Consider the following 21,514-nt stretch of genomic DNA (forward strand, 5'->3'; position numbering starts at 1 on the left):
TACGTTAAGGATTCGGTTGTTTTTATTTTTATATTTATTGGACAGATGATTACTCCAAAATTGACGGATGCCCCTTCTACCCCATGGAGATGTGGCGTTCGCCCTTATAGAGCCTGCATCTAATCTCGTTTACTGATGAAATCTTTGTAAGCCGCAATTTTATATTCAAGCATCTCATCCGCAGCTTTTAACGTTCTGATTTGTTTCTTAATAGAGTGTTTATGTTCATCTAAAAGGCTTAACCGCTCTAGTGCGGTATGTTCTCCTTCTAAAACTAATGAAGCATACTTCTTTATTTTCGCAATAGGCATTTGTGTTTCTTTTAACTTGATAACAAATTGCAGCCATTTAATATGAGAATCGTTATATCGTCTGTCTCCGCTGGCATCACGACCAGGAATTATAATTTTTTCCTTTTCGTAATACCGCAAAGTATGTGTACTTATCTCTAAAATTTTAGCCACTTCACCAATGGTGTGCATAAGAAACCTCCACATTAATTTTTCTTGACTTAGAGCTTACTCTAATCATTATAATCAACTCATAGTTCATTCACAATAAAATCAATTGGATAAAATTCAGGAGGAATTTATATGAAATATACAGTTATTACAGGTGCCAGTTCAGGAATTGGGTATGAAACGGCTCTTGCTTTTGCGGCTCGCGGAAAAAACTTAATCGTAGCAGCTCGCAGAACGGAGGAATTGGAAAAGCTAAAATCAAAAGTGGCTGACATTAACGCAGACCTTGATGTTGTCATTCGAAACGTAGACTTATCTGTTACTACAAATGTTTATGAATTCTACGAAAGTCTTCAGGATTATCAAATTGAGACCTGGATTAACAATGCTGGGTTTGGAAACTTTGCTTCCGTTGGGGAACAAAATTTAAATAAAATTGAGACGATGCTTCACTTGAATATTGAATCATTGACCGTTCTGTCCTCTCTTTATGTACGTGACTATGCAAATGTTGAAGGAACGCAAATTATCAATATTTCTTCAGGAGGAGGATACCTGATTGTTGCCGATGCTGTGACCTACTGCGCGACAAAGTTCTATGTAAGTGCCTTTACAGAAGGTCTAGCACAAGAATTGAAAGAAAAAGGGGCAGTCATGCAAGCAAAGGTTTTGGCTCCTGCTGCAACTGAAACGGAATTTGCTAAACGTTCTTTGGATGCAGATGAATTCCAATATGAAGATGTAATTCCTAAATTTCATACTGCAAAAGAAATGGCTGGATTTATGTTAGATCTGTATGATAGCGAGAATGTTGTTGGAATTGTGAATGGAGAAACGTATGAGTTCCAATTAAGAGAACCAATTTTTCCGTATGTGACGAGAACAAGAAAATAATCTGGTGTACCCAATTTGAAGTTTTAGATCCTAAAGGAGCGTAAAAAACATGAAAAAGTTTAAAGACATTCAAAATAATCATTTAGCATTAACACAATACTATCGTTGGTATCAAGTATATGAAGTCCCATTTAACAAATATCGTCTAGAAAACCAGTTAGACATTTTAGGGGATGAAATTGAAATTTCATCTCAAGCTGGAACTTCTAAAGGTAAAAGTGGTTTAGAAGATAGATTAAAAATGTTTGAAGGATGGCAAAATGCGCATCATGTTGAAAACACATCAATCAAACAGTTGAACGATGAAGAACTTTCATTAGAAGCAGATATTCTTTATCAAAATATACGCCCAGATGATAGTAGATACAGCTACAGAATTCATTATTCAACAATCCTGAAACTTAGAGAGAATGACTTGCCTCCTTTTACAAAGGTCCATATAGAGCCAATCGGTAATGTGGAAAATCCACAATTTACATCTGCCTATGCAGACAATAGAGCAAAATCATTTATGCATTATTGGTTATATTTAATGGAAACAGCATCTGTGAACGGTGACAAATTCAAAGAATTACTAGCAGAACAATTTGAATTGAATTTAAGTACAGGTTCTGAAATCGATACATTAAAAGGATTTAACGAATGGTTGGCAACCGCTTCGAGTCAAGTGAAACAAAGCGGACATTATCCAAAAAACCTCTCAGTTACAGAAAATGTGGATAACACGATAAATGTTTCCGTAGATTTTGAATGGGAAGGTATTTCTGTGGATAATAAGCCAATGGTTGCAGAAACACATCATGAATGGGTGCTTGAAAATAATTTAGATGAGCGATTTGCTCGTATGAGAATGATGAAAGTAACTCAAACAAAGCCATTTCAAATAGTAGAATAATTTAGAACATAGCCTTTTTCTTTTATGATAGATAAAAGAAAAAGGCTATGGGCTTGATACGAACAAAAAAGAAAATCGTACGTTAATAAGTCGGCAATTCTTATTAGAGGTAGAAGGAGCAACCGTGCCGGGAAGTGCAAAGTAACTCCTAATAAATTGGGAGGGTTTCAACGTCGCTCTTTATGATATACCAAAATATGTTGACCAAGCGGTGGAAAGGTTAACATATTTTTTCGTTAAAAATTTGTAATCGGTCGAATCCAATAGTTTTTTATATTAAGAGTGGGAACGTGAGGGTCAGTTCCCGCTCAACATTACCTCCATAGGAAAGGAATTCATGAAGAAAAAAATGATTTATTTATTCATATTTTTAGGTGTGGTATGTATTACAGTTTCATTGTTTTTAAGGTTCTGTTGCAAAGTTTTCTAAACTAAGCTACACTTTCGAAAAAGAAAACGAGGAGAATCACAGATGGGATATTTTAAAGGGAAACAGTTCAAGAAGGATATTATTTTAATAGCCGTTGGCTACTATTGTCGTTTTTCTTTAAGTTATCGCGATGTGTCTGAAATTCTCAAAGAACGTGGTATTTCTATTCATCCAACAACTATCATGCGCTGGGTTCATGAATATGGAAATCTTATCTATCACATTTGGAAAAAGAAAAACAAAAACATATTGTTATCTTGGCGTTTGGATGAAACCTATATCAAGGTGAAAGGGAAATGGTGTTATTTATATCGAGCAATTGATAAAGAGGGACAAACCCTTGATATTCAACTTCGTCAAAAACGGGACACACAAGCAGCATATGCTTTTATGAAAAGACTTGTTCGATCTTTTGGAGAACCAACGGTTCTGACGACAGATAAGGCCCCTTCTTTAGCTTCCGCATTCAAAAAATTAAAGGAGATAGGTCTTTACAAAAATACCTTTCATCGTACAAGCAAGTACCTCAATAATATCATTGAGCAAGATCACCGACATGTGAAACGTCGATTCTCCTGTTCTTTAGGATTTCAAAGTCTTCGCCATGCCTCACGTACTATTAAAGGTATAGAAACTGTTCATGCCATATACAAACAAAAACGAAGTCTTCAACCAAACTTCGTTTTTTCGACGTATAACGCATTACATGAATTATTAATAGTTTCATAAAACTGGTTCACAATATTCCCCATCTCTTTATATCTTCGGAAACTTTGCAACAGAACCCATTCTACAATCAAACATTTCAATAATTACATAGAACAAGATCATCGCCATGTGAAGCGCCGGTTTGCTAAATCCTCAGGATTTCAAACACTTCGCCATGCTTCACGTACAATAAAAGGAATTGAAACGGTTCATGCCCTATATAAACAAAGAAGAAGTCTTCAATCAGACTTCTTCTTTTCGACTTATAACGAATTACAAAAATTATTAACGGCTTCATAAAATTCAATTGCAATTCCTTCAACTTTTTATGTGTTAAAAAACTTTGCAACGGAACCTAGTAGATAATGCTCTACAGTGAGCTTTTGCAATTCCACCTGTACCTACAATTCCAATATTCATTACAAGAACATCTCCTTTAATTAATAATGTGCTTTAGAGTATTTAAAATTCCAATGGAATATTCACCTTGAACTAACATAGAATGCGCTTTTTTAGCTTCTTCTGTCGCGTTTTGTATTAAGTAACCATGTTGAACCGCTTTAAGCATTTTTAAATCATTCCCACTATCTCCAAACGCAATTGCATTTTCTCTTCTTAAATCGTATTTACCTAAAATAAACTTAACAAATTCATCTTTCCCAGTTCCAATCGGAATAAAATCTACATCATAGCAATCCTCTGGATCACCTGCTAATGGATTACACCGGTTAATATTAACCCCTACTTGATATTGCTCTGCAATTTCTTTTATATTTTTCAAACTTTTAGTATCTACAACTTCATTTTGTTTTTCATAATAAAAATTAAATTTGTATTTAGAGGTTCCTAATTGTGTCTGTGGTTGTAAAAAAACACCATAATCGCTTTCTAATAAATCAATGATTTCATCAATTTTTCCAGGTGCAAATCCACTATTATCAAGCTTTTCTTCCCATCTTTGATCAGTTAATGTAATACCATTACTATTAAAGTATGCTATTTCTGTCCCAAATCCACTTGCTATAAAATGAGGGAAATACTGGATGGATCCTTTTTTCATTTTTTCAATGATAGATTCTAAACTACTCCCAGTTACCCAACCAATTACTAGATGACCATTACTTCCTTGTTCATATAAGTACTCTTCTAACAATTTCATGTTATTTCTTTTGGATTCATCCATATCATGAGGGTAATAAGTTTCATCAAAATCACAAAACACTACAAATTTAGGATTTTCAACTTCTGGTAATCTTTCGAATGTTAAAGAATTTAAAGTTTTATTATTTAGTAACATTAATTAATCCCTCCATCACATAGTCTTCTTCTTCTAATGTTATATTTGGGTATAAAGGTAAATGTAATATCTCTTTATGAACTAACTCTGTATTTAATAAATTAGCATTTATATATTTATCCTTAATCAAACAAGTGTTTTGCTTATGAGCTAATACAGGGTAATAAATATCTGTTTCAATGTTATACAGCTGTTTCAACTTCTTTTTCAGCTCATCCCTCTTCCCATTTCTAACTCTAATAGGGAACAGGTGCCATACATTGTCTTCCGTCATCTTAGATAGTTGTATTAATTCTTTATTCATTAATCCCTTTAGATTATTTATATATCGCTGAGCTAAATATACTCTTTTAAAATTGTTATACGATAAATGTTTAATTCTCTCCAAACCAATTGCTGCTTGTAAGTTATCAATTTTAGAATTGAAGCCAAAATCTAATACCTTTTTATTTTTCTTATCGACTTCAAAACTGTGATAGCTATATTGATTACACTGAATTGCAAGATCTTCATCATTACTAACGATTGCGCCAGCTTTACCACAAACACCGAAGTTTTTATATGGATTAGAACTGAGAACTAAAATATCTCCGTATTTCCCAAGATCCGAAGAACCTATAGCCTGACAAGCACCCTCAACAATTCTCAATTGATAAGTATCTGCAATTTGACGGATCTTTTTCATATTACATTGTTTACCATACAGATGTACTAGTAAAATACATTTTGTTTTTGGAGTAATGGCTTCTTCTATTTTAGTTGGATCCATGTAGTAATTTTGACGATCTATGTCTACAAAAACAGGTTTTGCTCCAATTGCTAACACAGCATTCTCTGTAGCAGCAAAACTATTAGCAGGCATAATTACCTCATCGTCTGGCTGGATTCCAATAGATAATAATGAAACCATAAGAGCATCTGTACCACTACTTGTTGCAATTACAAATTGCTTGTTTAAATACTCCCCGATTACTTCCTCTAACTTTTTTGAAAATGGGCCACTTGTAAATTGTCCTGTCGGTAATACTTCTTTTAAGGTTCTCATTATTCCGTCAATTTCTTCTGTAGAAATTAAACGGTTTACAGGCATGAATTCTATTTTCTGTATATTTTTCTGCTATAATTGAAAATATCTTTATTTATATCGACATTATTATCCAATTTATTATCTTTAAATAATTTTTTCATTTTATGATTCGGTAATATATTGCTAATTTCGAATTCAATACCTTTTGTTTCGCCCTGTAAGTATTTCAATAAGGCTAAATGATCTTTGCTATGACCAGAAACTGTAGTAAGAGTTTTCACGTTAAAATCACCTCTAAGAAATTATTTTAAAGATCATGAATAGAATATATTTTATGTTAACGATTACATGTCAACATTTTTTTTTATGGAGTGATTCTATGGTAACAATTAAAGAAATAGCCAAACTATGTAATGTATCAAATGCCACAATTTCAAGAGTGTTAAATAATCATCCTTATGTAAATTCAGAAAAACGCGAAAAAATATTGAGAGTAATGAAAGAGTTAAACTATACTCCTAGTTCTATTGCTAGGAATCTTAGGATAAATAAAACACAAACCATAGCCCTATCTATTCCTAATATTGCTCATCCTTTTTTTGGTCAACTTGCTAAAGAGATATCTAAAGAATTATTAAAACACAATTATAAATTACTGATTTATCAGACTTTTTACGAAAAAAAAATAGAACTTGAATTACTAGCATTGTTAGAAAATAAAGCTGTGGATGGTGTAATTCTCGCATCCTTAGAAAATAAGTGGAAAGATGTGGAGTGTTACTTAACACATGGTCCAATACTACTGTGTAATGAATATGAGGAAACTGCTCCTATTCCAATAATCTGCTATGATGAATATGAAGCGGGCTATAAAGCAGTTAAACATTTAATTAGTAAAGGACATGAGAAGATTGGTTTTTGCTACGATTCGCTTAATAGTCAAGCTCAATTAAAACGTAAACAAGGATATCTTCATGCTCTAGAAGAAAAACAGCTATCATATAAAAAAGAATGGCTATTTGGAAATGCAATTACTGTTGAAGATGGGTTTAGAATTTTTGAGAAGTTAAATAATTTAAAAGACAGACCTACGGCATTATTTACTGGTAATGATCAAGTAGCAGCTGGAGTTATTAAAAATGCTACTTTAAAAGGGTATAATATTCCAACTGACCTTGCCGTTTGTGGCTATGACAATCAGTTAATTTGTAAAGTTACAAGTCCAACAATAAGTACTATTGATATTCCAATAGTTGAATCAAGCAAACGTGTTGTTAGTGAAATACTAATATATATAGATTCAAAAGATAGTATTGGCCGTAAAATTATTCAATACCCTACGAATCTAATTATTCGTGAATCGACATAAATGTAATTGGTCATTTTATATGAGATGAGCTATTCATGCAAAAGATAATTGTTGAGAAACTTATATATGAAGATAAAATCTTCAATTTTGTAATACAATGAATTTTTTCGGACTATTATTCTTGCATTTTTGCAGTAACTTATAACATATTGGGGTATGGCAACATGCCCATCAAGCTAATATTCTGAAGTGTCCCCAAAACGAAAAGTATATTATTTTACAGTTATTTATGAGAATTCAACTCATTTTCTTCGTTTTGGGGAACTACCAATTTCTTAAGTTGATGGGCATGGTCACCATACCCAAAAAAGAAAATTGTACGTTTAGACATGAAATTGACACATTTCGATCAGTTCCCTGTACGTTAAGGAATTAGTTTGTATATTTGAGGAGATGTGGGAGACAGGTGTAAATTTAGGGAAATCCAATATTTTCTATTCAAATATGATAGAATAGAAGTATATCCAAAACGGAGGAACAACAAATGAACTCAAACACAAAGCAGTTTATTTATGATATCCAGCAAAGAAAGAATAATTATATAGAAGATGTATTAACAGCAATACAACACCCTAAAAAAGAGGAATCTGAACAGGTCATTCAAAATATAGTAGAGAAGATGGATATGATGATTAGTTTAGTTACTACTTACATGGCTATTGAATCAGAATCTATGAAAGAATTAAGAGAGCTTCAGGAAGAAGTTATTCATGCTCAAGCATATATTCAAAAACGAAAATTTGAAGAAACACAGAGATAAAACCCTGTGTTTTTACTTGATCGTCTATGACACTAATCTTTTATAAATCAAATTAGGTATAATTTGATTATTGTTTTGGCATAATCCATACAATTTGTTGAATGCGTACAATATACGGTACCGTATCTTCAATGAGCAAATGATCTGGTTTCACATCCTTTAACTTTCCTCTTACATTACCTCTTACAGTTTCAATAACCACATGTTTACCAATTACTGATTGTAATGTCTGATATACGTAGGGATTTGGTACACTTACCATATTTTGTTCACTAAAGTCATTTCCCTCCAAATAACTCATTCTATAAGACTCCTTTCTAACTTGCATTCTTTCTCTTAATATATGATATAAATCTTATAAATATGCTAGAAGGATAATTCATTATATGAACGAAAATAACATTTTAATAAGGTACGTTTTCTATTTCTAAATTACTAAAAAATTATTTATATAAGGTTATTTTTACTAGTTAATAGGTAATGATATAGGGATATTTTGAATGTACATCTAGGTTGTTCCTTTCAAGATATTTATCATTTTATATACGCCCTTTATTAGAATACTGCTTATACTTTTTTTGAGATTCTTTAGTAATACGTGCGTTAAGTAAAATTGCTAACAACAAAAACACTCCATATTTTCCCCCTGTAGCTCTTATGATAATCACAGATTCTGTTGCAAAGTTTCCGAAAACATAAAGAGATGAGGAATATTGCGGACCAGTTTTATGAAGATAGTAATAATTCATATAATGCGTTATATGTCGAAAAAGCGAAGTTTGGTTGAAGACTTCGCTTTTGTTTGTATATGGCATGAACAGTTTCTATACCTTTAATAGTACATGAGGCATGGCGAAGACTTTGAAAGCCTAAGGAACGGGAAAATCGACGTTTCACATGTCGATGATCTTGCTCGATGATATTATTGAGGTACTTTATTGTACGATGAAAGGTATTTTTGTAAAGACCTATCTTCTTTAATTTTTCGAATGCGGAAGCTAAAGAAGGAGCCTTATCTGTCGTCAGAACTGTTGGTTCTCCAAAAGTTCGAACGAGTCTTTTCATAAAAGCATATGCTGCTTGTGTGTCTCGTTTATGAAGAAGCCGGTAATGAACGACATGCAAAAGTGAGATATTATTAAAAAATCTTTCATTTCAGCATTTGAGATTTTCTCCAGTACCCTCTATCTTTATGATACAAAATCAAAGCAATCACTAAAATTCCTGATGCAATCCAAATTGATCTGTTCCCTATATGAGTGGTAGTAAATGTGCCTAACAACGCACCAAGTATAAAAGAAAGAATAATCACAAGAAATTCTTGAAATCGCTTTTTCTCTTCCTGATCATGTTCTATAAATGCTAAATATGCTGCCTGCGTTACAGTTCGAAGATTCCCTGTTGTCATCGTTGAATTGTAGGCCCACTTGTCTAGTTTATTAAAAGTGGAGATCTGTAAAGATGATACAAACGCAATACATACCGTTATCACTATGTTAGGGATACTTTTGGGCAAGATACCTACAATGATTAAAACTATACATTCCAGTATTAGAATAGAGCGTCTATAACTATGCAATACATGTCTTATATGAGGAATCTTTACTACCTCTGATATTAAAACACCTAACATAAAAGCTAAAATAGGCGGGATATATAGCAAAGCATTATGCCATTCTCCGTTAGCTGCTCTTATAGCGAGTAATACTACATTCCCTGTCTGCGCATTGGCAAATACTCCGTCCCTACTGATGAAAGTATACACATCTAGAAAGCCTCCAACTACTGCTAACAAAGCACCCAAATAAATAGAGTTTGAAGATAATGAGGGGATTGTACCTAGTTTGTCTTTCATATTATTATCTCCTTGTACCTTATATTGCATATATTATCTAATTATACAAATAACAATATTATTTTGATAATATTTACAAGATATTCGTAATTTATATCTTGATGTTTCTTCCTTTTACTTTTTCCTAATATGATATAATACCATACCAAGATTTTTACCTACAATCAACACAATTTTTTAACATGTTTTAATTGTTTAATTTCGTTCACTTATCAGCCTGAACTAATCTTATTAACAGTAAGGTGGTACCTACGGTACAATTTGAGTTTTCGTAACCTGGTGGAAATGATGGAGGAAAGAGGATTATCGGTTCTGTTGCAAAGTTTTTTAAACTAAGCTATATTCTAGAAAAATGAGACGAGGAGAATGACAGATGGGATATTTTAAAGGAAAACAATTCAAACAAGACATTATTTTAGTAGCCGTCGGCTACTATTGTCGTTTTTCTTTAAGCTATCGCGTTGTATCTGAAATCCTGAAGGAACGTGGTGTTTCGGTTCATCCGACAACCATCATGCGCTGGGTTCATGAATATGGCAACTTGATCTACCAAATTTGGAAGAAGAAAAATAAAAACGTACAATTGTCTTGGAAATTGGATGAGACTTTTGTAAAAGTCAAAGGGGAATGGCGTTACCTATATCGTGCGATTGATAAAGAGGGTTACACATTAGATATTCAACTGCGTAAAAAGCGAGATCATCAGGCCGCATATGGCTTTATGAAAAGATTAGTGAAAAAGTTTGGAGAACCAACGGTTCTAACAACAGACAAAGCTCCAGCATTACTTTGTACGTTTAACAAATTAAGGGAACAAGGCTTTTATAAACATACAACTCATTGCACAATCAAGCATTTGAATAATCTCATAGAACAAGACCATAGACATGTAAAGCGACGTTTTGCCAAATCCGCAGGATTTCAAAGTCTTCGCCATGCTTCACGTACCTTGAAAGGAATCGAAACGATTCATGCCATACATAAACGAAAACGCAGTTTGCAACCAAACTGCGTTTTTTCAACATACAATGAATTACAGCAATTACTTAGAATTGTATAAAATCCATCTGTAATCAGCCCAATTTTTTATCTGTTAAGAAACTTTGCAACAGAACCATAAATTTTTAGCTTGATAGCAATGGGGTACCGCCAGCATTTCGGAAAAAAACCACGCTAAGCAAATTCCGACAAAAAAAGAGCCGGATTTTACTCCGCTAAGAGTAAACCGGCTCTTTTTTATTTAATGGGCGTAAATTACGTAAACTTGAATCATATGCTACATCAAAGTTATATTCACCTAGAAAGTTTATGTGCTCCCAACCTAATGGGGACACGTGGGGCATTAACTCTTCCCTGAATTCTCCCTTTTTTTTGAGCTCTTCTGTAGCTTCCTCTAAATAAACCGTGTTCCAAACACTAATAGCATTGATTATGATATTGAGTGCACTTGCTCGTTGTAATTGATCTTGGAGAGCGCGTTCTCTAAATTCACCAAGTTTTCCAAAGAAGATAGCTCTGGCAAGTGCATTCACAGCTTCACCTTTATTTAATCCCCTTTGTATACGTCTTCTCAAAGTTTTACTTGAAATATAATCCAGGGTAAATATCGTTTTTTCTATTCTCCCCATTTCCCGAAGTGCTTTAGCAAGCTTATTCTGTCTTGCGTAAGAACCTAATTTTCCCATGATTAAAGCTCCAGAAACTTTACCTGTCCTTACAGAGTACGCTAAACGTAATACATAGTCGTAGTTTTCTTGAATTACCTTTATATCTATCTTGCCTCTAAGAAGTGCTTGTACATCAGGATATTCTTGAATGCCATTTATAGTAAACAATTTAGTATCAGCTAAATCACGAAGACGAGGGGCAAAACGAAACCCAAGTATATGAGTTAAACCAAATACTTGATCAGTATACCCAGCTGTATCTGTATAGTGTTCTTCAATGTTAAGATCTGTCTCATGATGTAGTAAACCATCAATAACATGAACAGCATCACGAACATTTGTATTAATTACTTTTGTATAAAAAGAAGAGAACTGATCACTAACAAAGCGATAAATTGTAGCGCCTTTTCCTGTACCATAATGAGGGTTTGAATCAGCATGCAAAGAAGATACGCCTACTTGCATGCGCATACCATCAGAAGATGATGTAGTTCCATCTCCCCAGTATGTTACTAACTTTCGTTGGTGATGAAAGTTGACTAAAACCGCTTGAGCACGATTCATAGCATCTTCATACATTCTCCATTGAGCAACATTGGCCATTTGTCTATAAGAAATACCTGGAGTAGCTTCCGCCATCTTAGTTAGACCTATGTTTGTTCCCATAGCCATAATGGTTGCCAACAGAATATTCTTTTCTTCCTCATTAGGAGCTTTATTGCTTGAGGCATGAATAAATTGTTCATGAAACCCAGTCCAACTCGCCACCTCTAGTAATAAATCTGTTAGTTTTATCCTAGGTAACATACTGTATAGACGGGAACTATAGACTTTTGCTTCTTCAGGTGTATCTTTATCGAGTCGGTGAACATAGAATTTACCTTTTGCTATATCAACTCCCTCTAGGTCGTTACTATTTCGAGATAACCAATCTAAACGTTGGTTTAGCGAGTCTATACGTTCCATTAAATATTCTTCAACTCTGATCGGGACCGCAAGAAAATCTTGCACACTAGTTACACTTTTCCAATTCTCTTGAGATACAAGATAATCATCAAATGCTTTATGTTGCCTACTTCCAGGAACAAATATGTCTCCTGATCGAATATAGTTTCTTAATTCTGTCAGTGCTGCAAGTTCATAGTAATGACGATTAATATTCCCCTCCTCATCATACACATGATTTTGCCAACGATTTGAAACAAAACTAAGATTCGCGTCTATTGGTACTTTTCTCTTACCAGTTTCATTTAACTCATGGATGGTTTCCAATGCTTGCAAAACAGGTTCAGCAGACTTCGTTGCTCCAAACTTAAATGTTTGTAATAGTGTAGGTGTGTATTTTCTTAAGTAAGAGTATCGAGTTTCCAATAAATCCAAATAATCATAGTTAACAGGCCTAGATAGCTGTTTAGCTTCTTCAACTGATTCTACAATTTTATTCCAGGGCATTACACCATCTAATGCTGTAAAAGCATCTATTCCTTCTTCTTTTGCTTTAATAAGTGCATCACATATACCTTGGCCCAGTACCAGCGTTGCTGTAACCAGGGGCAAAGTAGCAAATAATGATATATTATTTCTACTCTGTGCCATTCATTTGTATTGCTAATTATCTTTTTGTTGTATTTTACGATACAGCGTCATGCGAGAGATACCAGCTTTTTCTGCAGCATCAGTACGATTCATTCCTTGATCTATAAGATATAAAGCATAATTTACCTTTTCTTCATCAGTTTTGGGTCTTCCGGGATGCTTCCCACGTTTCTTGGCTGCTATGATTCCCTCTTTTGTTCGTTCAGAGGTCAAATCTCTTTCAAATTGAGCAATCCCTGCAAAAACAGTAAAGAGCATTTTTCCGTGTGCTGTTGTTGTATCAAGCCAAGCTTCTTTTAGACTTTTCAAGTTTACTCCTTTTTGAGAAATGAGTTCGGCAATTTCAATTAAATCTTTTGTAGAACGAGAAAGACGAGTCAAATCTGTTACTACTACTGTATCTCCTTGGCGTAGAAATTCTAACATACGATTCAACTCAGGACGATCTCGTTTAACTCCTGTTATTTTTTCAAAGAAAATACGTTCACAACCGGCTTCTTTTAATTGTTGTTCTTGGCGATCTAAATTTTGATCAATCGTAGACACTCGCATATATCCAAATTTCATGTAATTCTTCCTTTTTTTATTTTTATTGTATCAAAAATGTCTTTTAATATATATTGTTACAAATAATTTTGTTACACATTTTTGTTACGCCGGGATTGCTGGTTTACTTGACTTCATATTTTGATACAAACTGCTGTAACAAAAATGGTCGTTTTAGTTACAATCCTTAGCTTACAAAAATCAAGGTTTTCACTTCCGAAAAATGTCTTAACGTGGTTTTTATGTCATTTGGCTGACGGGACCCCAATAAAAAAATGAAACCCGTTAGGGTTTATTTGATATGCAGAATTTCCAATAATCTACACTGGTTTTTTAGAAAAAGAAAAAAGCCATTTTTGAAAATGACTTTTATTAACCTGAGCTTGATAGCGATGTGCTGTGTCCCAAAAAAAGTTTTATGCTAATCTATTTCTTCCCATCTTTCATGCTATAATACCCTAAATTAATCACAATTAAGAAATAACCACCCATAATTCCGGCAGCAAATGTCCATATGACACTATGGTGTTCAATCTCATACATAATAATCGCACCGAGTATCGCTGCTGCAAACCGATTAATCATACCAAGCGTCGGTGTTTTTGTTTTTTTTACAATGCTATCTCCAAACTTTTCAATACGCCTTCCTAAAATCCAAACACAATACATACTAACAAGCAAGCCAATGCTTGCACCTAAAAAATGGGGCGAAAAAGGCGTCATAATCCATCCTAATAACATCGTGCCTAGCAAATAATACATTTGTATTTTAAATGCCCTTAGTGCCATACGAATCATGCTGTACTCCTTTACCTTTCTCATTGAGACTTTATTACTTAGGCTCAAGGGTCTTCTTCTTTTCTTCCAGTATAATTTGATTTATTTTAATTAAGGTATCGGTCATTTGCTGCAAGGCTTCGATATCAATTTTAGAGAAGTATTTCTCAATAAGTAAATCATCTAGCTGAGACAATCGTTCTATATACTTGCTACCGTTAGGACCAAGTGTAAGGAAATACTCACGTTTATTGTTAGGATTTACGTGTTTCGAAATCATATTATGTTTCTCCAATTTAGATAAAACTTGGCTGACAGCACTTTTGGATATATTAAAAGTGGTCGCAATACTGTTAGCTGTAGTATTTTTATTTAAATTAATATAGATTATCATGTTCTCTTGCTGCGCTGTAAGACCAAACTCATTCTTTAACTCCTGAGATAGTAAAATGTTTAATTCATTGTAGGCTCGGTTCATGTCGGTAATTACTTCTTTATAAGAACTGGTCATATTATTCTTCCTCCAATCATTCTGTTATTTCATTGTACGCCGTTTTTTCGTTTCGACATATAGTTAAGTTTAATTAACTTAACTATATGATATCTTTATGTTAGTGTAAAGGAAAAAGTAAGCAAATTTGTTTTGATTACTTTTTTCGGAATTATAATAAAGGGGAAATTAGACGCATTAGGGATTCCAGTATTCGTTTTCGAATACTACGTTTTTGAAATGATTTCCATCGAATTTCAGACGAATGGTTAAAGTCCTCTTCAAAATCACGTTTAATATCAAGAACTGTCTTAGATTCATAAAGTACGCTAATGATTTCATAATTTAGTTCAAAGCTACGGACATCCATATTTGCTGTGCCAATTGTTGCAATTTCATCATCTACAAGTACAATTTTAGCGTGCACAAAACCATCTTTATGGCTGTAAATTGAAGCACCGGCTTTTAGAAGTGGTGTGAAGTATGATTGAGATGCTAGATCACTAATAATTCTATCTCTCTTACCTGGATATAGAATACGGACATCTATTCCAGCTATTGCACTTAAACGTAGTAATGTTAATGTTTCTTGGTCCGGAATGAAATAAGGTGTTGCGATCCAAATTGCTTTCTTAGCAGAACCTATAACAGCAAGTAAAGTATTACGAATGTTTGTATCATCTGAACTTGGTCCACTTGCTACAATTTGAATAGCACCTTCTGCATGAGAATTTTGTTTACCTGGAAAGTATTTTTTATTCATAAATTGATTCCAAGAATAAGTATTTAAACCATTAGTGGCATAAAGCCAATCTTCAAGGAATATTGCTTGTAATTTGTACAATGCTTTTCCTTCTATTCTTAAGTGGCTGTCACGCCAAATTGGGAATTTTTTAGAACGACTAAGATACTCATCGCCAACGTTGAGCCCACCTGTAAAACCAATCTCTCCATCTACAATGACAATTTTACGATGGTTACGATAATTTATTGTTTCAAGTGGCCATGATGAAAGAATAGGATCAAATGCCACAACCTCAATTCCTACATCTTTCATGGGTTGTAAGAAACGATTTCGTAATGAATTGCTTCCGATCCCATCATAAAGAAAGCGTACAATTACACCAGATTTTGCTTTCTTAATTAATGCATCGCGAATTTTTGTACCAATTTCATCTGCTCGATAAATAAAGTATTGAATATGTATATGATGTGTAGCATTTTCAATAGCTTGTATAATGTTTGTAAATGTTTGATCCCCATTTGTTAAGAGTTTTGTTGTGGTATTATTGGCAACAGGACCGCCACCGAATTTTTGTACAACCTGTGTTAAATAAGTAGAACGCTCACTTAATGAGGAAGTGAATGATAAATCTAGGCGTTTTCCTTCTAAAATCTCACGGAATAATTTTCTTTGCTCTTCTGAACGATGTAGATGCTTCTTTCTTCTCCAACGACTTCGGCCAAAAAGAGAGTACAAAATTACACCAACACGGGGAAGAAGTGCTAATACTAAAAACCATGCTAAAGTACTTTGTGGGGAACGGTTTTCGATAAAAATAATGAAGGCAATTCCTACTATTGTGATAGACCATAGTACGTCGACAAAGTTGTATAGTGAGATAATGGATATATTCAACAGAAAGAGAACGATAGAGACAAGTGTAAATACAAATAATAATTGAACTTTAGGGTTTTTCATCTTTATAAAATTCACCTATTCTTTCTTAAATATAGGATTCATATATGGAAGCTGTAACCTAACATTTCTATAAGGGAGAATCACAGGGTTGCTGCTCTAGTCCGTCATATCATTTACATAAATGGAATTTTGTGATATTCCATTTATGTAAATGATGCTGAATAAAGTCGAGCTCATGAAAGCCAAAGAGATACAAGGGAAATCCCTTGTATCTCTTTGGCTTTAGATCTACTCTCTCTACACTGACTCAGTAGATAAAGAACCTTTTTGTTTATCTTTCCCTTTGAATACAGCCAGTACCATAATTATAAGAGATACAAGTCCAAGAAACCCCATCGTCTGAACATATGAGCCTATCCCGTATCCTCCAAAGAAGAAGCTGTTACGAAATGCTTCTACACTGTACTTAAAAGGAGTCCAAGAATACAACCAGTGTTTTGTCACATCCGGAAGAAATTCGTGTGCCAGTGATAAGGTTGGCATAGAAAAGAAGAAGACTACCATTAATATTGGTACCCCGACACGGCCAATCCAGTTGAGTACTGCACTTTGCAAAAGGAAGAACATGAAACCAAAGAAAAGTAATAATAAGAAAATTTCTCCTTGGTTCGGTATGTTTACATCGAGTATGGTATGAGCAATGAAAAGGGTTAAACTTGCAATTACCGTCACGAAAACAGAACCTGCAAGAATCTGTGATAGGACTGATTTTCCTGTAACGCGTCCGTTTGTAAACTTTTGGACAGCTATAAATAAGACTAAGGAGCTGATAAGAGTAGTAATCCATAAGATTTGTGTCAGCATTATAGGAATATTTCCATTACCTGTACGTGCTTGAACTGGATGAATCAACTCCGTTTTAGCAATAAATGGGTTTGCCAATAACTTTGCCTGTTCAGTTGTTAGTGTCATATTTCTTTGTGAAAGCTGATCAAGCAAGGTATTACGGATATTTTCGTTTATCCCTCCAATGAACCTATCAATCATTTGGCTCGAAACCATTGCGGCATTATAGTTCATTCCTTGATTCACCAAGACTTGTACCTCGGCTTGTTGTCCCTTAGGTGTGGTCAGCGATACAAGTTGCTGGGATATTTCTGGTGGAAACACGATGGCAGCGTAGTACTTCTTATCCTTCATCCCTTGCAATACATCTTCTTGCGTTTGTAAGAACGTCCATTTAACTGGGCTTTGCTTATTTTGCAGAATTTGCTCTTTTATTTTATCTCCTAAATTTACACTTCCTTGTCCTGGTAAGTTCACACCTGTATCCTGTATTACCATAGCGATCGGCAAGTCTTTGGGTATAGGATTAACAGTTGAACCCATAAAAGCAAAACTAGCGATGATAACAGCAGCCATAATACCTAAAACGCCACCTAGAATCATCTTTTGTTTGAAAAATTGCTTTACTGTAAGCATTTTAAATTATTCCTCCTAGCATTCATCCAACAAAAAGATAGATAACGAACAACATGTAGTTTATAATAAAAACATGTTGTTTATAATGAAATTATATCGTTTTTACTACACATTGCAATTTACATTTAGGGCATAAATGTAAGATAAGAAACAACCGGATGAAATCTGTTGTTTATAATGATAATAACGAACAGGGAGGTATAAGATGTTGAAAAAGGCGGATCTGCGGATTATTCGGACAAAGAAATTTATATATGATGCTTTTATCAAACTGATAGCGGAAAAGGGATACGATGCTATTACCATTCAAGACATCACAGATGAGGCACTCATCAATCGAGCAACATTTTACTCGCATTACAGGGATAAACAAGCTTTGTTAACAAAGCTTAGTGAGAATGTACTAGGAGAGTTGACAAGTAAGATGGTCCTATATGCCCATGTGCAGGGACATCAAATAGATCTTTCGGAATTCGAGGGGATTTTACAATCCATATTTGAGTGTATATTAAAACATGCAGACTTTTATAAAAGCATGCTTGGACCTCATGGCATTCATGATTTTAACCTAAAAATGCAGCAGACTATTATGGATAATCTTGAACAAAATTTCATTGAGCTTAAAATTGAAGACCATGACTTAGATATTCCAAAGGATATGGTATTCCATTTCATCACTTCCTGTGTTGTTGGGATGGCAATTTGGTGGCTTCAAAATGACATGAAATATTCACCGAAATATACTGCAAAACAATTAGTGAAGCTTATGACTAAAGGACCCTTGTGTGCAGTGGGTTTTACTTTGTTTAATGAGGGCTAGAAGGAGCAACTGTACAGGGAAGTGCAATTGCCTTACTTGGTGATCCACAGCTATTAATTTTAGATGAACCGACAAACGGACTTGATCCAGAGGGGATTCATGAGATTCGTACGTTAATTAAGCAATTAGCAAAAGAAAGAGGAATTACCATCCTTATATCTAGTCACTTATTAAGTGAAATTGATCAAATGGCAACTTATGTTGGTATCATTGCAAAAGGAAAGCTTATTTTTCAAGACAAAATAGAAACATTGCGCCGCCATGCTCAGCATTCTATTACACTTAGGACAGACAAACCAGATGCAGCTTGGAAGCTCATTCTCGCTAAAGGGATTCCTTCTATGCAAGAGGAGAATCAAATTATTCTATCAAATGTATCAAATGAAACTGTTGGCGAAATTGTAAAAACACTTGTAACACATAACATTTCTGTATTCCGAATTGAAGAAAATAAAAAGTCACTCGAAGAAATATTCTTACAGCTTATAAAGGAGGAAGAGACACATGTACAAACACCTCTTTCAATCTGAACTTTTAAAAATAAAAAGAAAGTGGATTTGGTTTTTAATCTTTTTAGGACCAATAGGTGTTATTTCTCTTCAAGCATGTAACTTTTTTCTTCGATATGATTGGTTGACAAAGAAATATGCGAAAGACTTATGGAGCGGCCTCATTTCTGAAGCTCAACCGCTTGCTCTCACAACTCTTATATTAGGAATTACGATTGTTACTTCTTTAATTGCACACATAGAGCATCATTCTAGTTCATGGGAGCATCTCTTATCCTTACCTATTAATAAGCGACATATTTTTCTAGTAAAATTCATACTGGTAGTTTTCCTGCTCGCTGTATCTTGTTCCTTATTATTGCTTGGCATAGTTGGATTGGATTTAGCATTACAATTCGATGCTTCAATTCCATGGATTTCTATATTTAAAATGAGCTTCTATCCTTATTGGTCGGCACTGCCGATTGTAGCGCTACAACTATGGATTGCTATCATATTTCAAAACCAAAGTATCGCATTTACAATCGGACTTTTAGGAACTATTTTCACAATATTTTCAGTAGCTCTTCCCAATTGGTTCATATGAAGATGGCCAAGCCTACGTATTGACTGGGGGTCTCCACTTCTATGTGTAGCAATAGGCCTAATCGTTGGTATATGTATGTTATGTATTGAAACAGCAGATTTTACTAGAAGGAATGTGCATAAATAATGCTTTGGCTTAAAACCATACAAGCTGAATTTTATAAAATGAAAAAAACCAAAATATGGACATTACTATTTTTAAGCCCGATTTTAGCAGGAGTAACAGCTTATGCAAATGCCTCAAACTATCCCGATTATAAACATTGGGAGTTAATTTATAATATCATGATAATGGTACATGGTATGTTGCTTCTTCCATTATTAACAGGCATTTTCACTGCATTTATTTGCCGATATGAACATTCAAATGGTGGTTGGAAACAACTTTTAGTACAACCTATATCACGATATCACGTCTATATTATAAAATTTCTCTTTATTCTCTTATTTATAGGTGCGATGCAAGTCTTCTTCATTATAAGTTATATTAACGTTGGACAACTTTTGCATGTCCCTGGGCCATTCCCTCTAGCTACTATAGTAAAAAGTGTAGTAGGCGGCTGGATTGCTACCCTCCCTTTAATCGCCTTACAATTATGGGTTTCAAGTATTTGGTCCAGCTTTGCAGCACCGATTGCTTTAAATGTTATAGCTTCCATACCCGCTATGATAATTGCGAATTCTGCAAGGTTCGGTCCCATCTATCCATGGTCCCAACCTTTTCTCGCTATGCTTCCTAAAGAAGGCTCTGGGCTGTTTTATATCTCTGTTCAAACACTAGTATTTGTCGTAATCGGGAGCTTTGTGATTTTATTTATAGGTGGCTTTGTTCATTTTATGAAAAAAGCATATTAATTTTTTACATACAAATAGCCCAAAACTGTTTCAAAGCAGGATTGGGCTATTCAGCCTAACTAAACATACAAATCATATCCATATATAATAGAAACAATAATCCCAACTACCACTATCCCAGGTAATAAATTTGCCACTTTTATCTTAATAAATCCAAGCAAATTGAGTCCGATTGCAAAAATCATAATACCACCAGTCGCAGTCATTTCTACGATAAACTGATTCATTAGCTTCTCTGGTACAACACTATTAATTTGCGTCGCGAAAATCGCAATACCTCCCTCATATAAAATGACTGGTATTGCTGAAAATAGTACGCCTATTCCGAGTGTTGTCGTTAAAATAATAGAAATAAATCCATCAATAATTGCTTTTGTAAATAGCACATCATGATTGCCTCGGATACCGCTATCTAAAGCTCCAAGTATCCCCATTGCTCCGATGGCAAAGATTAATGTAGCTGTCACAAATCCGAGAGATATACTCCCTTCTCCTTTTGAGCCAACCTTTTTTTCTAGCCAATCCCCTAAACTCTTTAACTTTTCTTCTAACTCCAACCATTCTCCAATCACTGCACCAATGACAAGACTTATAATTACAACGAGAAAGTTTTCACTTTTCAATCCCATTTGAAGACCAAGTACAGTAACAGCTAAACCAATTGTATGCATAACTGTCCCTTTCATACTTTCTGGAATATTGCTTAATAGTTTACCTAATATAGTACCAATTAGTATACAAATTCCGTTCACTACTGCTCCTAATATAACCATTATGCCTTCTCCATCCTCTTCAACCATTATTTTTTAATTTTTATATCTAACATACAACAAAATACACGGAATTTTA

19 protein-coding genes and 5 pseudogenes are annotated in these 21,514 nt (G+C 34.2%); 11 read left to right on the forward strand and 13 right to left on the reverse strand.

The window, feature by feature from the left end; genetic code table 11:
* Window positions 1-119 precede the first annotated feature (119 nt).
* A complete protein-coding gene (locus MHH45_RS07085) occupies window positions 120-482 on the reverse strand; it encodes a MerR family transcriptional regulator (protein WP_016132729.1) in 363 nt (120 codons plus the stop codon).
* A gap of 111 nt (window positions 483-593) precedes the next feature.
* On the opposite strand from MHH45_RS07085, the gene MHH45_RS07090 reads away from it, so the two are divergent.
* The 4 genes and pseudogenes from MHH45_RS07090 to MHH45_RS07105 form a co-directional block, all read left to right on the forward strand.
* The gene (locus MHH45_RS07090; RefSeq protein WP_016132728.1) at window positions 594-1,355 is read left to right on the forward strand and encodes an SDR family NAD(P)-dependent oxidoreductase; all 762 of its coding nucleotides are present in this window, start codon (window positions 594-596) and stop codon (window positions 1,353-1,355) included.
* Between the two features lie 49 nt (window positions 1,356-1,404).
* Window positions 1,405-2,250: a hypothetical protein gene (locus tag MHH45_RS07095; protein WP_016114406.1), complete on the forward strand. Its 846-nt coding sequence runs from the start codon at window positions 1,405-1,407 to the stop codon at window positions 2,248-2,250.
* Window positions 2,251-2,722: 472 nt separating this feature from the next.
* Window positions 2,723-3,409 (forward strand): IS6 family transposase, encoded by a 687-nt coding sequence (locus tag MHH45_RS07100; RefSeq protein WP_016114405.1) that lies wholly within the window; start codon window positions 2,723-2,725, stop codon window positions 3,407-3,409.
* A gap of 48 nt (window positions 3,410-3,457) precedes the next feature.
* A pseudogene (locus MHH45_RS07105) lies at window positions 3,458-3,688 on the forward strand (DDE-type integrase/transposase/recombinase); the annotation flags it as partial.
* Window positions 3,689-3,824: 136 nt separating this feature from the next.
* Here the strand turns inward: MHH45_RS07105 and MHH45_RS07110 are convergent.
* Window positions 3,825-4,685 carry an HAD-IIB family hydrolase gene (locus tag MHH45_RS07110; RefSeq protein WP_088094682.1) on the reverse strand — a complete coding sequence of 287 codons (861 nt, stop codon included), beginning with the start codon at window positions 4,683-4,685 and terminating at the stop codon, window positions 3,825-3,827.
* Window positions 4,672-5,993 (reverse strand): annotated as a pseudogene (locus MHH45_RS07115) (DegT/DnrJ/EryC1/StrS family aminotransferase). The gene MHH45_RS07110 and the pseudogene MHH45_RS07115 overlap by 14 nt, the downstream one beginning before the upstream one ends.
* 98 nt (window positions 5,994-6,091) lie before the next feature.
* On the opposite strand from MHH45_RS07115, the gene MHH45_RS07120 reads away from it, so the two are divergent.
* Complete coding sequence (locus MHH45_RS07120; protein WP_016114401.1) at window positions 6,092-7,081, forward strand: LacI family DNA-binding transcriptional regulator; 990 nt, start codon at window positions 6,092-6,094, stop codon at window positions 7,079-7,081.
* Window positions 7,082-7,565: 484 nt separating this feature from the next.
* Window positions 7,566-7,841: a hypothetical protein gene (locus MHH45_RS07125; protein ID WP_016131314.1), complete on the forward strand. Its 276-nt coding sequence runs from the start codon at window positions 7,566-7,568 to the stop codon at window positions 7,839-7,841.
* Between the two features lie 67 nt (window positions 7,842-7,908).
* On the opposite strand, the gene MHH45_RS07130 is transcribed toward MHH45_RS07125, so the two are convergent.
* From MHH45_RS07130 to MHH45_RS07140, 3 genes and pseudogenes are all read right to left on the reverse strand, one after another.
* Window positions 7,909-8,142 (reverse strand): YuzF family protein, encoded by a 234-nt coding sequence (locus MHH45_RS07130; protein WP_002068860.1) that lies wholly within the window; start codon window positions 8,140-8,142, stop codon window positions 7,909-7,911.
* Between the two features lie 425 nt (window positions 8,143-8,567).
* Window positions 8,568-8,945 (reverse strand): annotated as a pseudogene (locus tag MHH45_RS07135) (DDE-type integrase/transposase/recombinase); the annotation flags it as partial.
* A gap of 46 nt (window positions 8,946-8,991) precedes the next feature.
* Complete coding sequence (locus MHH45_RS07140; protein ID WP_016114399.1) at window positions 8,992-9,696, reverse strand: YoaK family protein; 705 nt, start codon at window positions 9,694-9,696, stop codon at window positions 8,992-8,994.
* Between the two features lie 373 nt (window positions 9,697-10,069).
* Between MHH45_RS07140 and MHH45_RS07150 the strand changes: the two genes are divergently transcribed.
* Complete coding sequence (locus MHH45_RS07150; protein ID WP_016131757.1) at window positions 10,070-10,756, forward strand: IS6 family transposase; 687 nt, start codon at window positions 10,070-10,072, stop codon at window positions 10,754-10,756.
* A gap of 154 nt (window positions 10,757-10,910) precedes the next feature.
* Here the strand turns inward: MHH45_RS07150 and MHH45_RS07155 are convergent.
* The 6 genes and pseudogenes from MHH45_RS07155 to MHH45_RS07180 all read right to left on the reverse strand — a co-directional run.
* Window positions 10,911-12,881, reverse strand: a pseudogene (locus MHH45_RS07155) (Tn3 family transposase); the annotation flags it as partial.
* Window positions 12,882-12,971: 90 nt separating this feature from the next.
* Window positions 12,972-13,526: a recombinase family protein gene (locus MHH45_RS07160; RefSeq protein WP_016132722.1), complete on the reverse strand. Its 555-nt coding sequence runs from the start codon at window positions 13,524-13,526 to the stop codon at window positions 12,972-12,974.
* Between the two features lie 405 nt (window positions 13,527-13,931).
* A complete protein-coding gene (locus MHH45_RS07165) occupies window positions 13,932-14,303 on the reverse strand; it encodes an ATP synthase subunit I (protein WP_016114392.1) in 372 nt (123 codons plus the stop codon).
* A 34-nt stretch (window positions 14,304-14,337) separates the two neighbouring features.
* A complete protein-coding gene (locus tag MHH45_RS07170; RefSeq protein WP_016114391.1) occupies window positions 14,338-14,793 on the reverse strand; it encodes a MarR family winged helix-turn-helix transcriptional regulator in 456 nt (151 codons plus the stop codon).
* 151 nt (window positions 14,794-14,944) lie between these two features.
* Entirely contained in the window at window positions 14,945-16,474 is a 1,530-nt protein-coding gene (locus MHH45_RS07175; protein ID WP_088094624.1) for a cardiolipin synthase, read from the reverse strand.
* Window positions 16,475-16,711: 237 nt separating this feature from the next.
* Window positions 16,712-17,896 (reverse strand): YhgE/Pip domain-containing protein, encoded by a 1,185-nt coding sequence (locus tag MHH45_RS07180; RefSeq protein WP_016114389.1) that lies wholly within the window; start codon window positions 17,894-17,896, stop codon window positions 16,712-16,714.
* 205 nt (window positions 17,897-18,101) lie between these two features.
* Between MHH45_RS07180 and MHH45_RS07185 the strand changes: the two genes are divergently transcribed.
* The 4 genes and pseudogenes from MHH45_RS07185 (at window position 18,102) to MHH45_RS07205 (ending at window position 20,665) form a co-directional block, all read left to right on the forward strand.
* Entirely contained in the window at window positions 18,102-18,716 is a 615-nt protein-coding gene (locus MHH45_RS07185; RefSeq protein WP_016114388.1) for a TetR/AcrR family transcriptional regulator, read from the forward strand.
* A gap of 17 nt (window positions 18,717-18,733) precedes the next feature.
* Window positions 18,734-19,246: pseudogene (locus tag MHH45_RS07195) on the forward strand (AAA family ATPase); the annotation flags it as partial.
* Complete coding sequence (locus MHH45_RS07200) at window positions 19,221-19,811, forward strand: ABC transporter permease (RefSeq protein WP_088094625.1); 591 nt, start codon at window positions 19,221-19,223, stop codon at window positions 19,809-19,811. The pseudogene MHH45_RS07195 and the gene MHH45_RS07200, both read left to right, overlap by 26 nt.
* A 125-nt stretch (window positions 19,812-19,936) precedes the next feature.
* Window positions 19,937-20,665 (forward strand): ABC transporter permease, encoded by a 729-nt coding sequence (locus MHH45_RS07205; protein ID WP_077295659.1) that lies wholly within the window; start codon window positions 19,937-19,939, stop codon window positions 20,663-20,665.
* A 59-nt stretch (window positions 20,666-20,724) separates the two neighbouring features.
* Here MHH45_RS07205 and MHH45_RS07210 read toward each other — a convergent pair whose 3' ends face one another.
* Window positions 20,725-21,438, reverse strand: coding sequence for a DUF554 domain-containing protein (locus MHH45_RS07210; RefSeq protein ID WP_016114384.1), 714 nt, complete (start codon window positions 21,436-21,438; stop codon window positions 20,725-20,727).
* Window positions 21,439-21,514 lie beyond the last annotated feature (76 nt).

The organism is Bacillus sp. FSL K6-0042, from assembly GCF_038006685.1.
Taxonomy (GTDB): domain Bacteria; phylum Bacillota; class Bacilli; order Bacillales; family Bacillaceae_G; genus Bacillus_A; species Bacillus_A pseudomycoides.

Bases quoted from the DNA above. Each gene is read 5' to 3' on its own strand.
- MHH45_RS07095 (WP_016114406.1), top strand. From the start codon at position 1,405: ATGAAAAAGTTTAAAGACATTCAAAATAATCATTTAGCATTAACACAA.
- MHH45_RS07160 (WP_016132722.1), bottom strand. From the start codon at position 13,526: ATGAAATTTGGATATATGCGAGTGTCTACGATTGATCAAAATTTAGAT.
- MHH45_RS07150 (WP_016131757.1), top strand. From the start codon at position 10,070: ATGGGATATTTTAAAGGAAAACAATTCAAACAAGACATTATTTTAGTA.
- MHH45_RS07110 (WP_088094682.1), bottom strand. From the start codon at position 4,685: ATGTTACTAAATAATAAAACTTTAAATTCTTTAACATTCGAAAGATTA.
- MHH45_RS07140 (WP_016114399.1), bottom strand. From the start codon at position 9,696: ATGAAAGACAAACTAGGTACAATCCCCTCATTATCTTCAAACTCTATT.
- MHH45_RS07210 (WP_016114384.1), bottom strand. From the start codon at position 21,438: ATGGTTATATTAGGAGCAGTAGTGAACGGAATTTGTATACTAATTGGT.
- MHH45_RS07125 (WP_016131314.1), top strand. From the start codon at position 7,566: ATGAACTCAAACACAAAGCAGTTTATTTATGATATCCAGCAAAGAAAG.
- MHH45_RS07100 (WP_016114405.1), top strand. From the start codon at position 2,723: ATGGGATATTTTAAAGGGAAACAGTTCAAGAAGGATATTATTTTAATA.
- MHH45_RS07090 (WP_016132728.1), top strand. From the start codon at position 594: ATGAAATATACAGTTATTACAGGTGCCAGTTCAGGAATTGGGTATGAA.
- MHH45_RS07165 (WP_016114392.1), bottom strand. From the start codon at position 14,303: ATGATTCGTATGGCACTAAGGGCATTTAAAATACAAATGTATTATTTG.
- MHH45_RS07175 (WP_088094624.1), bottom strand. From the start codon at position 16,474: ATGAAAAACCCTAAAGTTCAATTATTATTTGTATTTACACTTGTCTCT.
- MHH45_RS07085 (WP_016132729.1), bottom strand. From the start codon at position 482: ATGCACACCATTGGTGAAGTGGCTAAAATTTTAGAGATAAGTACACAT.
- MHH45_RS07130 (WP_002068860.1), bottom strand. From the start codon at position 8,142: ATGAGTTATTTGGAGGGAAATGACTTTAGTGAACAAAATATGGTAAGT.
- MHH45_RS07170 (WP_016114391.1), bottom strand. From the start codon at position 14,793: ATGACCAGTTCTTATAAAGAAGTAATTACCGACATGAACCGAGCCTAC.
- MHH45_RS07180 (WP_016114389.1), bottom strand. From the start codon at position 17,896: ATGCTTACAGTAAAGCAATTTTTCAAACAAAAGATGATTCTAGGTGGC.
- MHH45_RS07120 (WP_016114401.1), top strand. From the start codon at position 6,092: ATGGTAACAATTAAAGAAATAGCCAAACTATGTAATGTATCAAATGCC.
- MHH45_RS07205 (WP_077295659.1), top strand. From the start codon at position 19,937: ATGCTTTGGCTTAAAACCATACAAGCTGAATTTTATAAAATGAAAAAA.
- MHH45_RS07185 (WP_016114388.1), top strand. From the start codon at position 18,102: ATGTTGAAAAAGGCGGATCTGCGGATTATTCGGACAAAGAAATTTATA.
- MHH45_RS07200 (WP_088094625.1), top strand. From the start codon at position 19,221: ATGTACAAACACCTCTTTCAATCTGAACTTTTAAAAATAAAAAGAAAG.